This is a genomic window from Parasphingorhabdus sp. (assembly GCF_048267785.1).
Classification (GTDB): Bacteria; Pseudomonadota; Alphaproteobacteria; order Sphingomonadales; family Sphingomonadaceae; genus Parasphingorhabdus.
This window is the reverse complement of record NZ_JBLWWU010000007.1, coordinates 59,580-74,624: the sequence shown is the minus strand read 5'-3', so window position 1 is coordinate 74,624 and position 15,045 is coordinate 59,580. Positions and strand designations below refer to the sequence as shown.

Genomic DNA, 15,045 nt, shown 5'->3' with positions numbered 1-15,045 from the left:
AGGCTCCATGAATGAGACTGTTTAATACCAATACCCACCCACCCTCGTTGAATGGACAAATTTGCCTGGACTGCGGACGTGTGTCATTTCCGCCGAATCAATATGGATGCGAGGGCTGCGGAGCCGCCGCGGATCAGCTAGACGCAATGCCTCTGACGGGGCGTGGTCGATTGACTGCTTTTGTTACCACCCATCACGCCAATCAGCGCGATATTGCAGTGCCTTATACGGTAGCATCAATCGCGCTTGATGACGGCCCTGTTATTCGGGCTCTCATGAAAGAGCCAACGGACGAAGGCCTGGAGATTGGAGCACGCGTGGAGGCTGTCGAGGTGGTTTCTCCTGACGGCTCCGAAAGCAAAGCAAGTGAACTTCGCTTCGAGCTGGGAGAGGCCGCATGACCCGCAAGACGCTTGGCGATTTCCGACCTGTTTATGTCGTCGGTATCGGCCTCCATCGATATCAGCGCGCGAGTGAAAAGACATATGTCGAGCTCGGACTGACAGCGATCCGCAACGCTTTGAGTGATGCGGGAATTTCATTCTCTTCGGTGGAATCCACTTATACAGGAACTACATTTTTGGGCATGGCACCCAGTCGCGCCATGTTGCGGCATCTCGGGGCGACGGGAGAACCCATTGCACAGGTGGAAAATGCCTCTTCCTCGGGTTCGACTGCGGTAAGGCAAGCGGTTTTGGAGGTGGCGAGCGGGGTTTGCGATGTTGCGCTCGCGGTCGGGATCGACAAGCCCGGAAAAGTAAGGCTGGCACATGAAAAGGCCGGCGTACCCGACCTGGTCAATGAATATATCTCACCGTTCACACATTTCGCACTGCTCGCGCACGAGTATATGAATCTGCATAATGTGACAGCCGAGCAGGTCGCTAATGTGGCGGTCAAAAACTATCGCAATGGTGCCAAAAATCCATACGCACACCGACAAAACGGGTTTTCGCTGGAAGAAATTATGGCCGGGTCCCCGATCGCGGGAACGCTGACTCAACTGCAATGCTGCCCAATCGGCGAAGGAGCCGCCGCCGTAATCATAGCGTCTGAGGATTCCATTGACGAACTCGGAATCGATCGGTCGCGATGCGTCAAATTTCTATCGTCCACTTCACGCTCCGAGAAACCTTATGGGGCTGGAGCCGACCCTGATACAGAATTGACGCGCGAAACGCTGGCTATGAGTTGCAAAGAAGCGGGTATCCTACCGAATGATCTGGACGTCGTCGAATTTCACGACGGTTTTTCGATCGAAGAATTATTGTATGTTGAGGCGCTCGGAGTCTGTCCGGTCGGCAAGGGCGCCGAGCAGCTTGCCAACGGCGAATTTGACATCGGCGGCAGGCTAGCGGTGAATCCTTCCGGCGGCCTGCTCGCAATGGGTCATCCAATCGGCCCCACCGGCGTCGGCCAAATCTGTGAAATAACACAGCAATTACGCGGCGAAGCGGGTGAAAGGCAGCAACCCGATGCCAATCTTGGCCTGGCCCACATGGTCGGGATCGGATCGGTATGTTTCGTCAATATTCTCGCTGGACCAAACCGAGAATAGCCGATTTTCCGACGTTGAATTCATCTCAAATTTTTCGAGGACTTTATGAAGCGAATTGGCCAAATCGTACCAAGCTCCAATACGACAATGGAGACGGAGATTCCAAAAATACTCCGGGCACGCGAAAAAACGCACCCCGATGAACGTTTCACTTTTCACTCCAGTCGAATGCGCATGAAGAAAGTAACCAAGGAAGAGCTTGAAGCGATGGACGGCGACAGTCTGCGCTGTGCCTCAGAACTGGCTGACGCAGCCGTCGATGTTGTAGGATATGCTTGCCTCGTTGCGATCATGAGCATGGGTCGCGGCTATCATGCAACGAGTAAAAATACGCTTGAATCTCGAATGAAGGAAGAAGGTCACGCGGCACCGGTTGTAACTTCGGCAGGCGCGCTGGTAGAGGAACTTCAACTTGCCGGAATCCGCTCCGTTTCCATCGTGACACCATACATGCCGCCACTGACTGCGTTGGTCGTCGATTATATCAAGGATCAAGGCATCAATGTCATTGATTCAATCGCATTGTCGATTAGCGATAATTTGGAGGTGGGACAACGCGATCCGATGGCGCTGATAAATGATGTTGACCGGCTTAACACAGAGGGAGCCGATCTAGTCGTATTGTCCGCCTGCGTTCAAATGCCCTCGCTGGAGGCAATTCAGGTGGTCGAAGACAAGATCGGTATGCCGGTAACCTCAGCGGCAGCCTGCACTACGAAATCGATGCTACGGGCGCTTGATCTGGACCCGGTCGCGCCGGACGCCGGTTTCATTCTGAGCAAGGCATCAGGGGGGGCATGAACGCGGGTTGACGATGCGAATGCGCCAATCGAACAAAATTTAACTGCAAGGATAATGATCCATGACTGACAACAAAAAGAAATTCACGACCAGCCCTATTCTTATCGCGTTCAAAGAAGAGAACCAATCACGCGATACGTATGGAGGCGGAGTTGCCAATATCGTTCTTCAGGGCATGCACATGCGTCGGCCTGATGCCACCAACGACACTATTCTGGTATTCATGCATCCGACTGCCACGCTCGACACCCTGCCCTTGCCGCGCGAACTGGCGAGGATCGGCGTACCAGTCCTCTGCTGCGGCAGCCGATACCCGCACAATGACAGCGCGCTGATCATGGAAAAGGTCCTTGTCGATCTCGGCCATTATATCAAATATGCCCGCGAGCGACTGGGTTACAAGAACGTCGTTCTTGCAGGCTGGAGCGGGGGTGCATCGCTATCGGTTTACTATCAGGCCCAGGCAGAGAACCCCACGGTCATAGCCACACCTTCCGGCGAGCCTGTTGACTTGTCGGGGCTTCAGCCCGCCGATGCAATCATGCAAATGGCGGCCCATTCGGCCCGTGCCCGGATCATGACGGAATCAATGGATGCATCGATCAGAAACGAACTGAACCCTGATGACAAGGATCCCAAGTTTGACATTTATGACGAGAAAAATGGGCCCAGGGCACCCTATGAAGCGGGTTTCGTTGAAGAATACAGGAATGAACAAGTTGCGCGAAACCGCAGGATAACGACATGGGCTTTCGAGACCCTGGAACGTCTCAAAAAAAATGGCGGGCCGGATCAGGAGCGCTGCTTTGTCACCCATGGCACCATGGCTGACCCGCGCTGGCTTGATCCTTCGATTGATCCCAATGAAAGGATAGCTGGCCAATGCTATCTAGGCGTACCGGCTGTCGTAAATAACGGTCCCATTGGTCTTGCGCGTTTCGCAACGTTGCGAAGCTGGTTGTCCCAATGGAGTATCGACGAATCCAAGGCCAATACAGCATTGCAGGGGCCGGGAGTCACCGTTCCGGCTATCGTGATTGCCAATGCTGCCGATGACTGTTGCCCTCCGTCCCATACCGATACCATTTTTCAAAGCCTCGGTGGACCAAAGGAAAAGCACATAATTTCCGGAGCAAATCATTACTATATTGGCCAAAGAGATCAGTTGAACTTTACAATAGAAACAATAATCACCTGGCTTAAAAATACTAGAATGCTCAAGGGAATCCCGGATTAAATCGCCAATGTCTTTAGGAAAAGTTCTGAGATTATGTGCATGGTCCACTATTGTTCAAAAGCTGCTGCCTTGCCTTCGCACGGCTGTTTGCACTATGACGGTGTCTGCTTATATTTTACATCCTCGCGAGTTCGATGAATACGCATGAAAACTGTAAATACCACAAATCAAGACTCCGAAGCTTTGGAGCAAGCAAAGGGCACCAAACGTAGGAAGCGTAAAGAACAAAGCCGTGCGATTGAAACAAAGAACGCGATTCTCAATGCCGCATTGATAGAATTTTCAAACAAGGGGTTTGATGGAGCCAGTACACGCGAGATCGCAGAAAGAGCGGATGTAAACCACCGGCTCATCGGTCATCATTTTGGTAACAAGGAACTGCTTTGGCAGGCTACTGCCAAACAGGTTTTTGGTGATTACGTTAGTCAACAGCGCGAACGATATCGCGGGTTGGATGGAGTTGATGAGCCAACCGTGCTTCGGCTGATGTTGCGAGAGTTCATCTTGTTCAGTGCGAAAACGCCTCAGCTTCATCGCTTCATGGTGCAGGCCAACGAAAGTGGAAAAAAGCGGCTGGAATGGCTCATAAAAAACCATCTTTCTCCAGGGATTTCTCTTGACCTAATGCTTCTGGAGAAGGCCCAAAAGTCCGGAATGCTCCGTTCTGGAAACCTCATGCATTTGCGATATTTATTCATTGGAGCGGCAACCTCGGTCTTTACCTTGGCAGAGGAATATGAGTTCATGGCCAAGGAAAACCCGTTCGACGAAGACTTTGTTGAAAAGCACGTAGAAATGGTTTTATCCCTTTTCCTGACCCCTAAACAATAATATTGAAGACACTGTCACATGAACGCGGTTTTCGCACGACATCCAGTGACGAAATGACCGCACCGGTTTTCCAGCCGGTGCAGCCATGTATCAAACGTCTTCCGGACAGCGCTGCCGCAAACATATTCCTGCAAACACCACCCCGATACCGAGACGCAGGAGATTGGCCTGGCGGCGGGCTAGTCTGCATCACGTAAAATGAAGGCTAGGTCCATTCAGCAATTCAACCAGCCCCACCTCTGGAGAGACAACTGTCCAGTTGGTCTAGTAGCGATAGCCGAATGAGATGCCATAGGTCGCTGGCTTGCCAGCAAGGCGCGCGACATAATCCGTTAGATGGGTCACGTTGGTCCAATAATGTTCGTTGGTGACGTTGCGGCCCCAGATCTGGGCGGTCCAGTGGCCGTCTGCACTCTCCAAGCCGGCTCTGAGATCGACAAGCGTAGAGGACGGGATAACGAAGACCGGATCATAACCGAACGCCGCCGGGCTGCTGCTGCGATAGGTGAGCGATCCTCCCAGGAATCCGCGCAGTCCTCCGGACCCGACCGGAAATTCATATTCCGCATCGCTTACGATCTGCCAGTCTGGCGTGTTGGGAAAGGATTCATCGACATAGCTGGTGAGCCCGCCGAACGGATCACGGGGAATGGCAGGGGCTTCCGGATCGGCCAGAACTTTCGATGCCACATAGGTGATACCGGTGCTTACGCGCAGTCCTTCGAACGGTCGGGTGACCAGAGTAGCCTCAAAACCATAGACTTCGGATTTCGGAATATTGACCAACTGGGGCAGCGGACCGAACACTGGTGTAAGGACGATACCTTTTAGCTGCTTGTCCCGATAATCATTGTAGAAGGCCGCAAATTCGACGCTGAACTTATTGTCGATAGTCGAAAGACGGGTGCCCGCTTCGAAGGCAAGCACCGATTCCTGAGTCACCGGCGTGAACTGGCTCGACAGGATTGCAGGGACCAGTGCATAGCTACCGGATTTATAGCCGCGCGTAATATTTGCATAGATCATCGCATTCGCATTGAAGCGATAGTCCGCGCCAAGCCGCCAGGAGACATTATCTTCATCAAGGCTTGAATAAGCAAGTCCGGGTATCAAGGTCGTCGCGTCAAGCGTTACACAGCCTCCGGCCGGAATCGTTGTCGGATTTCCGGAAAGTATCGTTGCGAGGAAACTGAACGCATCCGCTGCACTGACTCCCGTCTGTCCGACGCCTGCATCGGCGATACATCCGTTAAAGTCGCGATTCTGCGCCGCATAGCGTACAGACCCCTGTAAGGTCAGTTCGTCCGTTATATGAAAATCAATACCGCCAAATACCGAACTGGTATCGATCGTCTGATTGGCTATCTGGGCGAGTGGAGCGAACAAGAACGGGCCAATCTGGCTGTTCGTGCCTTGTGCACTCGTCCTTGTAGATTCATTGGCAACTTCATCTTGATAATTGCCGCCGATCATCCATTCGATAGGGCCGGACTCGCCCGCAAGACGCAGTTCCTGCGAGAAGGATGTGAGCTTTGTTTCATGCTCTGATACGCGGAACGCGTTAAACGCCGTTCCATCGACATCGATCGGCGAATCTCCGCGGAAGTCGGAATAAGCCGTAATGGAAGTCAGCGTGATATCGTCGGCCAGTTCCCAATCAGCACGCAGGGAAATCTGACGAAAATCATCACCGCGAGCAAATGAAAAATTGGGGTCCCAATCGGCTTCCCGGGGATTGTTGCCCGCAGGAGGGGACGCGCTCATCGCGTCGGCAATATATTGTGTGACAGGTGTAACCGGCACGGCTGGCGAGAACTGGACAAACTGGGCCGCCTGGTTTTCGGATCCGTCGTGCCAGGCACTGAGGCCGAGTTGGAAAGTCAATCGGTCGCTTGGCTGCCAATCGAGCAGCAGTCGTCCATTGATAAAATATTTGTCGCCGAGCCGGTCATCGGGGCGGGTCGTGCTATATTGCCAACCACTCGAGCGCTCGACCTGGAATGCCGCGCGAGCGTTCAGGGTATCGGTGAGCGGACCGCTGACGAAGCCTGACAGATCGACTTCATTGAAACGGCCAATGCTCAGATCAATCCCAGCGTCGAAATTGCTGGTTGGCCGTGCGGCAACAAAATTGATGGCACCGCCGGTAGAGTTCATTCCGAACAGCGTGCCTTGCGGCCCCTTCAACACCTCGACCCGTTCAAGATCCATGATCGCGCCACGCGCCATGACAGAATAGGGCAACGCAACCTGATCGACATAGGTGGTCACTGTAGAGCCGGCGGTGACCGAATTATCATTATAGCCGATACCGCGTATCGAGAGGATTGGTGTACCATAGGCACTTTGTTGCGCGCTGAAACCGGGGACAGCCTGCCCGAGTTGCGAGGCTTCGCTGATGCCACTGCGCAGCAGATCGTCACCGCTGATCGCAGTGACCGACATAGGAACATCTGTAAGCCTTTCCGATCGTTTCTGAGCGGTGACAACGATAACGCCGTCGGCAACGGGACTTTCTTCTGCAGCCGCATCTGGGCTGTTCTGGCTATGGGCTGCCGTGAACGGCAAAAAACCGAGTGCGGTGCCTGCCAGACAGTTGGTCAATATCTTCCTACGCATATTCTAATTCTCCTACAGATATTATGGCAATTGTCTCCTGATTGATATGACCAGCGGCACACCTAACGTCGCCCGACGACGGAGGGATAACGCCCGGAAATAAGGAGCCAATATTTGAGTGGGCGATTTGAACGAAAAGGGTGTCGCCCTGCTGCGGCGCTGCGTGCCCAATGATCATGCGGATCAGTATCCTCTCCCCCTGGCGGACGGTCGATCTTTGGCGATCGGATCCTGTGCGCCGTCATCCCTAGGGGACCTCGGAGCCCCTCTTTGTGGGATTGGGAATAAGTGAGGCTTTGCTCACATCATACTCGCCTTGGTTCCGGTAACGTTATAACTATGCTCGGATGGAAAATCGCCGGGCGATCCAGCATACCGGATTTTATGCAGAAAAGGCTTCAAGCAAAGCTTTAGACCGCTTCGCCACCGCGTCTCCCCATTCGGGATGAGTCGGTACATGGAGCCGTTTTGCAAGCATGTTATCCACTATGATCCGCGCCGCCTCATCGGCTGCGATGACCCGGGACATTTCGGGCGGAAAGGAAGGTTGAGGTACATCGGGATCGGTCGGCTGGATGGATGTCGCAACCCAACCAGGGCAAGCGACCGTCACACTGACTCCGGAGGGAGCCAATTCTGCCGCGAGCACTTCGGACAAACCCACGACCGCAAATTTGGTCGCGACGTATATTCCGAAGCCTTCCAACGGAACAAGGCCAGCCATCGAGGCGATATTGACGATATGGCCACCGTTTTCAGCCTGGATCATCGTCGGTGCAAAAGCTGCTATGCCGTGGGACACCCCGAGCAGATTGACGCTGATCAGGCTATTCCAATCCTCTTCGGTGGTATCGACCAGTGGTTTATGGATCGCGAGTCCGGCATTGTTAAACAAATAGTCGCACACGCCAAAACGGGCGTGACAGATCTTTGCCAATTCCTCAACCGAATCTCGATTGGAGACATCGGTATGGACCGCAAGCGCAGAACCACCGCCGGCCGCGTTGATACTACCGGCAACCCGGTCCCCCCGATCAATATCAACGTCCGCGATGACGACATTGCACCCTGATGCCGCACATAGACGAGCCAAAGCATCGCCCAGTCCGGAACCACCTCCTGTGATAACGGCGACCCTTCCGGTCATGCTGGTCAATGTCATATTAGCGACCTACGAAAACAGGTTTGGAGCGGTTTTTAAATGCGTCGACGGCGATTTTGTGATCTTCCATTAGCATCGTCAAATTTTCATACCCCGCGGCCCTGTCGATCACAGCGTTGGCGGTCACCTTCAGACCGGCATTGATCGACGCCTTTGTCCACTTGATGGCATGGGTCGCACCCTTGGCCATCCGGTTTGCCATAGCCGCCACTACCTCATCGATTTCTTCGACAGGTACAGCCGCTGTGATCAGGCCGATTTCAGCGGCCTCCGTGCCAAAAATTGGATCACCAGTGAGCAGATATTTGCGCGCCCGAGCATAACCGATGAGCTGAGGCCAGATAACGGCACCGCCATCGCCAGCCACCAGACCGATGGCAACATGCGGATCGGCAAATCGCGCGTCGGGCGTTGCATAGACAAAGTCACAGAACAGCGCGAGCGAACAGCCAAGGCCTACCGCTGGACCGACAACGCGAGCGATGATCGGTTTTTCAAGATCAAGCAGCGAGTTTTGAATACGGCGATCATTTTCGATGCTGGCCGAGGTTGCGACGGCATCACCCTGAAGCGAAACCAACCAGTCGATATCCCCGCCAGCACTAAAGGCATCGCCGGATCCGGTGAGGACCACCACCGAGACTTCAGGATCACGATCAATATCATAAAATATCCGGGAAAATTCATCGTGGAGTTGCGGATTGACCGCATTCTTGACCTCGGGACGGTCAATAGTGAGGGTCAGGATTGATCCGCTTTTCTCGACCTTAAGCGTTGTATAATTATCATAGTTCATCATCAGTCTCCATTTGCTTTGCGTTCTAGGGAAGGCCCAAAAAGAGCCTGCATCTGCGGGATCAGTTCGTGTTTCTTGATCTTGCCAGAGGGTGTCGCGGGCAAACTATCGACAAAGGCGATGTATCGCGGCACTTTCCAGCGCGACACGCGGTTTCGGCACCATGCACGGATCGTATCTGCATCGGCATGCTCGGGATGCGAAGGACGCAGCACGGCACATATTTCTTCACCATATTTTTCGTCCGGCAGTCCGACAACCGCCGCATCGGCAATATCGGGATGCTCTATCAAATAGGCTTCAATCTCAGCAGGATATAGATTCTCACCGCCACGTATGATCATATCTTTAAGCCGTCCGACGATAGTGACATAACCGTCTGAATCCATTGTCGCGATGTCGCCAGTTCGCAGCCAGCCATCATCATCGAAGACCTGTCGCGTGGCTTCTGCATCACCATAGCGCAGCATTCTGCCCGGACCATTCGCACATAATTCCCCCGGAATGCCGCAGGGCTGAACCCGGCCATCACCATCAACAACTTTCAGACTGACCCCGGGCAAGGCAAGGCCGCTGGTTGAGATTTTCTTGTCAGCATCGTCGCCAGGTCGCACACTGGCACTGACGCCACAGCTTTCGGTTTGACCATAGCCGTTTAGCATTTCGACCCCGAACATATCTTCGCATCGCCGTAAAAAGGCGGAGGGAACGGAAGCGCCGCCAACGATAATGCGCTTGAGGGCGGATAGATCACGTGATGCTAGCGATCCTTCCTCCATGATCGCGGTGAGCATCGACGGCACGCCTATAAACCCAGTGCAGCGTTCCTGCTCCAAAATGTCGAGCGCTTCGCCCGCGCGGAAAATATGGATCGGCAGTGTTGTCGCGCCGACGATAAGCGAGCCCGGTGTCGAATTACCGGAACCGCCAACATGAAACATCGGGAATCCGTGGCATACGCGGTCGCCGGCCCCGAACCCCCAGCGCTCATAGGTCCGGGCCGAAATCGTCGAAATGGAACCATGCGGCAGCCACGCGGCCTTGGGTACACCTGTCGTGCCCGATGTATATTGGATCATGAACAGATCTTTGGGATCCGGATCGGGCAGTGAGCCGCTGTTTGGCGATATTGCTAGCAACTGGTCAATATCCGTGATCAGGGAATAAACGCCGCGCAGACTGGGTATATTTGCCCGCACGGCATCAACAGTCTTGCGCATTGATGCCCCGCCGACAGTGCCCGCATGAAAGATGGCGGCCACGTCTGATGTGTTGAGCGCGAATTTCAGTTCGGCAGCCTTATAGAGGGGGTTGATGGCGACGATCACCATACCGGCCTTTGCAATCGCATATTCGAGCAATATCCAGTTGGGGTGATTGGGCGCCCAAATCGCTATGCGGTCGCCCCCCCTATATCCGGAAGCTATAAGGGACGCCGCAAGCCGCGAGGATAGCTCATCGAGTTCGCGAAAGGTCCAGCGCACATTTTCAATTTCGGACTGGCACGAGAAAACGACGGCTTCGGCGTCTGGCCATGCGGACGCAGACCGGGAAACAGCGGCACCAATCGCAATGTTATCGCGATTTGGATCATCCACACTACCGATCCACAAAGACTGCGCCAGGTCCAATTATCCCTCCCTTTCTGCTTCTGTTTGCAACTGGGAACTAGCCGTAAAATATGGACGTTCGCTGCTCGCATATCGCTCGCAGTCCGGTCGCGTTGGGGGTTAGACGATTGCGGCAGACCAGTATCCGGTCCTAGATGGCGGACAGGAAATACGCGCCCAAGATGCGCGTAGGGAGAAATCGAGATGAATGATCTGCCGCAAAAAGTGAAAGATTGGCTCGGCAAACCGGTGATCATTGTCGATCATGTGGTAACCGTTGAGCAGGGATTGTGGACAAACTTCTGTGTGGCAGTGGAAGATGGGAACCCGCTATATTGGGACTATCCACTTTCACGCGATGAAACCGAATCGGTTATCGCCCCGCCTATGATGTTGCCCAGCTGGGCAATCGAGCATGACTGGGCACCGGACCGATCCGGACCCAGTTTGCGGACGCTGGAGCTGCATTTCATGGTCAAGGATGCCCTCGGCATCAAGAACGGCCTCGTCACCGAGGTTGAACTCGAGCTGCATGAGCCGTTGCGGCATGGCGATTCGGTGCGCGCCGAACAGATCCTCCGCAGGGTGGAAGAAGAGCGCGAGACGAAACTCGGTATCGGCCGCAATTGGGATATCGATGTGGTCTATCGCAAGCCGGACGGTAGTTTGGCAGGCATACAGTCGCTTCATTTTCTGGGCTATGGAAAGGCAGAGGCATGACAAAATTACCACAACCGCGCATCGGTATGCGTTTGCCGGAGCTTGCCCTTCCCCTTACGCGGAAGTTGATCATCATGGGTGCCGCTGCGACCCGCGACTGGCAGCCCCAGCACCATGACCCCGATTGGGCCAGAGAAGCCGGGCTGCCCGATATCATCATGAACAATTATACCCAAGCCGGTCTGATCAGCCGTTTTGTGACGGACTGGAGCGGTCCGATGGGGCGGATTGGGCGGCTGCGCTTCGCCATGCGGCGACCCATCTGCCCGGGAGGCGTTGCGACGTTCAACGGCATGGTCGTCGATGTGACGGCTGAGCAGGACGGAATGATCTGGGTGGAAATAGATATCGAAGTGCTGGTCGCGGAAAAAACGGTAACGACCGCAACCGTGAAACTGGCCCTGCCAGCAACCGCCCGTGCGCCTTCTCCCTGGCATTGCCCCGCCGTTAAATGGCACCCCTGATTGCCTTTACAGAATGTGAGCGCAAACAAAGTTGAGATGGAGGGACGGAGCCGCGCACAACCCTGACCGTAGCAACGGTACAGGGCGGCGCACATCATGGAATTGGGACTATCTGAAGAACAAACACTGCTCCAGGACGTGTTGCGGCAGCTGTGCGAAGATCGTTTCCCGCTTGAAACATTACGGCAGATTGAAGCGGACCCCGACGGTTTCCCGCGCGCCTTCTGGCAGGACTTATGCGAACTTGGCGTGCCCGGAATTGCGATTGCCGAACGATTTGGCGGCCTTGCGATGGGCCTGTTAGAATCTGCTCTGGTCCATGAGCAACTGGGTCGGCATCTGGTTCCAACGCCACATTTCACCAGCTCGATTCTGGCCGCGCAAATTCTTGCGGAGTCTGGAGATGAGGCCGCCTGCAGTCGCCTGCTGCCAGGGATCGCCGATGCCAGCCTGATCGTCTCCGTGGCTTCGGCAGAGCCCGGCATCAGCACTGGTATTGAGCACGTATCAACTGTGTTCGAACGAAGCGCTGGTGGTGTCCGGATTTGCGGCACCAAATATTTCGTCCCTTTCGCCACGATTGCTGACCAACTTCTCGTGATTGGTCGCGATCGCGAGACCGGTACGGTCGTGGCAGCTATCGTGCCGCGCGAGGCGCAGGGCGTAGCAATTCGTGTCCAGAAAAATCTGGCGACAGAACCCTATTTTCAAGTTTCTTTCAAAGATGTTACCATCCCTGATGAGGGGCTGATCCAAAGCGGCGCGAATATTGTAGACGCATGGCACGCCGCCATGTTTCGCGGGCTTGTCGTCCTTGCCGCCCAGGCGGTCGGCGCGGCGCGGAGAGTTCATGAAATTAGCACGGCCTATGCCAAAGAGCGCGAAGCCTTTGGCCGTCCGATTGGGGGGTTTCAATCCATTGCCCATTATCTCGCCGACGCGCTCGTCGAGATTGAAGGGTGTCAGACCCTTGTCTATCAGGCAGGCTGGCTACACGATAATCGCCGCGCCTTCGAAGCAGCAGCAGCCATAGCCAAGCTCCAGTCCTGCGCCATGTTCCGCCAGGTTTCCGCTCTGGGCATACAGGTTCACGGTGGCTTGGGATATACGACCGAAGCCGACCCACAGCTGTTTTTCCGCCGCGCCAAGCAGTGGCAATTGCTCAACTGGGACGACACCTATCTCGAAGATCAGATCGCGCGACTGACGATAGATAGCGACGTGGCCGATGTTTGACACGCTCGCCTATGCGGTTGAAGATGGCATCGCGACCATCTGTCTTGACCGGCCGGATCGCCACAATGCGATCAACCAGCAGATGCATCTCGAATTGCCCCAAGCATGGGAAGCATTCAACCGCGATCCGGAAGCGGTTGTCGCAATCATCACAGGGTCGGGCCAGAAGGCCTTTTGCACGGGTGCCGATGTTGCGGATCTGCCGCAGCTCGACAGGGACAATGCCCCCAGCCACAACGCCATCCGCTGGACCGGGCTGCAAAACCGGACCTGGAAGCCCGTAATCTGCGCGATCAATGGACTGACAGTGGGTGGTGGACTACATTTTATCGCCGATTCCGACATCGTGCTTGCCAGCGAAACGGCCAGTTTCTGCGATACCCATGTCAGTGTCGGCCTTGTAGCGGGTTTGGAACCGATCTCTTTGGCGCGGCGGATGCCATTAGAGGCCGTATTACGGCTTGCATTGCTGGGACGTGGCGAGCGAATGCCTGTCGAACGGGCACTGGCGCTCGGAATGGTCGGAGAGATTGTTGCGCCGGACCAACTGATACCCCGCGCGCGGGAAATGGCGGGCGCAATTGCGAAGAATTCGCCATCAGCGATGGCGCGGACCAAAAAAGCCATCTGGCAGTCGCTCGAGTTGCCGCTTCAAGCCGCATTGGAGAGGGCTTGGCAGGAAATATTGATCCACAATGAAGGACCGGACCTGGCCGAAGGCGTGGCCGCGTTTCTTGAGCAGCGCGCGCCGCAATGGCAGCCATTCGATTCGGAGCTATTCGATGACGATTGAGCGTGACGTGCAGATCGAACGAGACGGCCGGGTTGGCGTCATCACGCTGAATCGTCCGGAAAAGCTGAACGCATACACGCCCGACATGGGCGATGAATTGGTGGAGGTCTTTCGTTCGTTCGCCGCCGACCCGGATATCGGAGCGATTCTGTTCACTGCAAACGGTCGGGCTTTCTGCGCCGGTGCGGACAGGGCCTTTCTGCACGGTGAGCGCGGTCGCAATGGACTACGGATCGGAGAAGAATATTTCATTGATGGTTTTGTAAGCGAGCTTTTTTCCATCGACACCCCGATTATCGCTGCCGTGAACGGACCAGCGGTTGGGATTGGCGCGACAATGCTACTGGCACTCGATATCCGGATCGCGTCGACCAGTGCTCTTTTCAGCTTTCCCTTTGCGAAGCTCGGTTTGATGCCGGGCATGGGTTCGACCGTTTTGCTTCCCGCCATCGTTGGCTTGTCACGCGCCAAGGACATCCTGCTCAGCGGCGCGACCCTTACCTGCGCCGAGGCACTTGATGCGGGCCTGATCAGCCAAGTGTATAGCGAGGCAAAACTGAACCAGGCCGCGCGCGAGCGTGCACATATGATAGCCAGTAATGACGGACCGGCGACGGCGGCCAGCAAACGCGCACTGGCCGGTTCTCTTGCTGCCTCCTTACCAAACGCGATCAAAGGCGAGCAGCGCGAGGCTCGGGAACTGGCGCATATTCGCGCAGCACAAACCACTTCTCAAATGAAATGACGGATATGATGAACGAGATACGATTTGATGACATAGCCGCGCTCACCGCACACAAATCGGAAGAGTTCGGTCCCTGGAGCGCGCCGCTGGAAGTGCCTCAGGAGATGATCACCGCCTTTGCCGAAATGACAGGTGATCGCCAATGGATTCACATTGATCCCGAACGGGCAGCCCAGAGTGCTTTCGGCAAGACTATTGCACATGGATTTCTGGTCCTTGCCCTGTCGACAATCATCAAGAATAATGCAGATTACCTGATCATCGGTCATGGAAATGCACTGAACTATGGTTTGGAACGGGTGCGTTTCGTGACCCCGGTTCCCGCTGGCTCTACCATTCATGGCCGCACACGCATCGTCGATGTTGCCGAAGAAAAAGGCGGGACGATGCTAACAGTTGGCGTTGCCATCCATCTCGTCGGATCCGAGAAGCCTTCGGTCTGTTTCGACTGGAAGCTTCTCTATCGTGGGTGA

General features: G+C 55.0%; 15 protein-coding genes. 11 read left to right on the top strand and 4 right to left on the bottom strand.

Going from position 1 to position 15,045, the window contains the following annotated elements; genetic code table 11:
• Positions 1-11 precede the first annotated feature (11 nt).
• From ACN0VD_RS07480 to ACN0VD_RS07460, 5 genes are all read left to right on the top strand, one after another.
• Entirely contained in the window at positions 12-401 is a 390-nt protein-coding gene (locus ACN0VD_RS07480; protein ID WP_417593235.1) for a Zn-ribbon domain-containing OB-fold protein, read from the top strand.
• Complete coding sequence (locus ACN0VD_RS07475; protein ID WP_417593233.1) at positions 398-1,558, top strand: thiolase family protein; 1,161 nt, start codon at positions 398-400, stop codon at positions 1,556-1,558. Before ACN0VD_RS07480 ends, ACN0VD_RS07475 begins: the two co-directional genes overlap by 4 nt.
• Before the next feature lie 45 nt (positions 1,559-1,603).
• Complete coding sequence (locus ACN0VD_RS07470) at positions 1,604-2,359, top strand: Asp/Glu racemase (protein WP_417593231.1); 756 nt, start codon at positions 1,604-1,606, stop codon at positions 2,357-2,359.
• A 61-nt stretch (positions 2,360-2,420) separates the two neighbouring features.
• The gene (locus tag ACN0VD_RS07465; RefSeq protein ID WP_417593229.1) at positions 2,421-3,596 is read left to right on the top strand and encodes an alpha/beta hydrolase; all 1,176 of its coding nucleotides are present in this window, start codon (positions 2,421-2,423) and stop codon (positions 3,594-3,596) included.
• A gap of 144 nt (positions 3,597-3,740) precedes the next feature.
• Positions 3,741-4,427: a TetR/AcrR family transcriptional regulator gene (locus tag ACN0VD_RS07460; protein WP_417593227.1), complete on the top strand. Its 687-nt coding sequence runs from the start codon at positions 3,741-3,743 to the stop codon at positions 4,425-4,427.
• A 264-nt stretch (positions 4,428-4,691) separates the two neighbouring features.
• Here ACN0VD_RS07460 and ACN0VD_RS07455 read toward each other — a convergent pair whose 3' ends face one another.
• The 4 genes from ACN0VD_RS07455 to ACN0VD_RS07440 all read right to left on the bottom strand — a co-directional run bounded on the left by ACN0VD_RS07455 (position 4,692) and on the right by ACN0VD_RS07440 (position 10,635).
• A complete protein-coding gene (locus tag ACN0VD_RS07455) occupies positions 4,692-7,046 on the bottom strand; it encodes a TonB-dependent receptor (protein ID WP_417593225.1) in 2,355 nt (784 codons plus the stop codon).
• Positions 7,047-7,428: 382 nt separating this feature from the next.
• Complete coding sequence (locus ACN0VD_RS07450; protein ID WP_417593223.1) at positions 7,429-8,208, bottom strand: SDR family oxidoreductase; 780 nt, start codon at positions 8,206-8,208, stop codon at positions 7,429-7,431.
• Between the two features lies 1 nt (position 8,209).
• Positions 8,210-9,007, bottom strand: a complete 798-nt coding sequence (locus ACN0VD_RS07445) for an enoyl-CoA hydratase/isomerase family protein (RefSeq protein ID WP_417593221.1) — start codon at positions 9,005-9,007, stop codon at positions 8,210-8,212.
• The gene (locus ACN0VD_RS07440; RefSeq protein WP_417593219.1) at positions 9,007-10,635 is read right to left on the bottom strand and encodes a class I adenylate-forming enzyme family protein; all 1,629 of its coding nucleotides are present in this window, start codon (positions 10,633-10,635) and stop codon (positions 9,007-9,009) included. Before ACN0VD_RS07440 ends, ACN0VD_RS07445 begins: the two co-directional genes overlap by 1 nt.
• A gap of 183 nt (positions 10,636-10,818) precedes the next feature.
• On the opposite strand from ACN0VD_RS07440, the gene ACN0VD_RS07435 reads away from it, so the two are divergent.
• The 6 genes from ACN0VD_RS07435 (at position 10,819) to ACN0VD_RS07410 (ending at position 15,045) form a co-directional block, all read left to right on the top strand.
• Positions 10,819-11,334 (top strand): FAS1-like dehydratase domain-containing protein, encoded by a 516-nt coding sequence (locus tag ACN0VD_RS07435; protein ID WP_417593217.1) that lies wholly within the window; start codon positions 10,819-10,821, stop codon positions 11,332-11,334.
• The gene (locus tag ACN0VD_RS07430) at positions 11,331-11,798 is read left to right on the top strand and encodes a MaoC/PaaZ C-terminal domain-containing protein (protein WP_417593215.1); all 468 of its coding nucleotides are present in this window, start codon (positions 11,331-11,333) and stop codon (positions 11,796-11,798) included. The genes ACN0VD_RS07435 and ACN0VD_RS07430 overlap by 4 nt, the downstream gene beginning before the upstream one ends.
• A 96-nt stretch (positions 11,799-11,894) precedes the next feature.
• Positions 11,895-13,034, top strand: coding sequence for an acyl-CoA dehydrogenase family protein (locus ACN0VD_RS07425; RefSeq protein ID WP_417593213.1), 1,140 nt, complete (start codon positions 11,895-11,897; stop codon positions 13,032-13,034).
• Entirely contained in the window at positions 13,027-13,827 is an 801-nt protein-coding gene (locus ACN0VD_RS07420) for an enoyl-CoA hydratase/isomerase family protein (RefSeq protein WP_417593211.1), read from the top strand. The genes ACN0VD_RS07425 and ACN0VD_RS07420 overlap by 8 nt, the downstream gene beginning before the upstream one ends.
• A complete protein-coding gene (locus ACN0VD_RS07415; protein ID WP_417593209.1) occupies positions 13,817-14,572 on the top strand; it encodes an enoyl-CoA hydratase/isomerase family protein in 756 nt (251 codons plus the stop codon). Before ACN0VD_RS07420 ends, ACN0VD_RS07415 begins: the two co-directional genes overlap by 11 nt.
• Before the next feature lie 5 nt (positions 14,573-14,577).
• Positions 14,578-15,045 (top strand): MaoC family dehydratase, encoded by a 468-nt coding sequence (locus ACN0VD_RS07410; RefSeq protein ID WP_417593207.1) that lies wholly within the window; start codon positions 14,578-14,580, stop codon positions 15,043-15,045.

Bases quoted from the DNA above. Each gene is read 5' to 3' on its own strand.
- ACN0VD_RS07480 (WP_417593235.1), top strand. From the start codon at position 12: ATGAGACTGTTTAATACCAATACCCACCCACCCTCGTTGAATGGACAA.
- ACN0VD_RS07475 (WP_417593233.1), top strand. From the start codon at position 398: ATGACCCGCAAGACGCTTGGCGATTTCCGACCTGTTTATGTCGTCGGT.
- ACN0VD_RS07470 (WP_417593231.1), top strand. From the start codon at position 1,604: ATGAAGCGAATTGGCCAAATCGTACCAAGCTCCAATACGACAATGGAG.
- ACN0VD_RS07465 (WP_417593229.1), top strand. From the start codon at position 2,421: ATGACTGACAACAAAAAGAAATTCACGACCAGCCCTATTCTTATCGCG.
- ACN0VD_RS07460 (WP_417593227.1), top strand. From the start codon at position 3,741: ATGAAAACTGTAAATACCACAAATCAAGACTCCGAAGCTTTGGAGCAA.
- ACN0VD_RS07455 (WP_417593225.1), bottom strand. From the start codon at position 7,046: ATGCGTAGGAAGATATTGACCAACTGTCTGGCAGGCACCGCACTCGGT.
- ACN0VD_RS07450 (WP_417593223.1), bottom strand. From the start codon at position 8,208: ATGACATTGACCAGCATGACCGGAAGGGTCGCCGTTATCACAGGAGGT.
- ACN0VD_RS07445 (WP_417593221.1), bottom strand. From the start codon at position 9,007: ATGATGAACTATGATAATTATACAACGCTTAAGGTCGAGAAAAGCGGA.
- ACN0VD_RS07435 (WP_417593217.1), top strand. From the start codon at position 10,819: ATGAATGATCTGCCGCAAAAAGTGAAAGATTGGCTCGGCAAACCGGTG.
- ACN0VD_RS07430 (WP_417593215.1), top strand. From the start codon at position 11,331: ATGACAAAATTACCACAACCGCGCATCGGTATGCGTTTGCCGGAGCTT.
- ACN0VD_RS07425 (WP_417593213.1), top strand. From the start codon at position 11,895: ATGGAATTGGGACTATCTGAAGAACAAACACTGCTCCAGGACGTGTTG.
- ACN0VD_RS07420 (WP_417593211.1), top strand. From the start codon at position 13,027: ATGTTTGACACGCTCGCCTATGCGGTTGAAGATGGCATCGCGACCATC.
- ACN0VD_RS07415 (WP_417593209.1), top strand. From the start codon at position 13,817: ATGACGATTGAGCGTGACGTGCAGATCGAACGAGACGGCCGGGTTGGC.
- ACN0VD_RS07410 (WP_417593207.1), top strand. From the start codon at position 14,578: ATGATGAACGAGATACGATTTGATGACATAGCCGCGCTCACCGCACAC.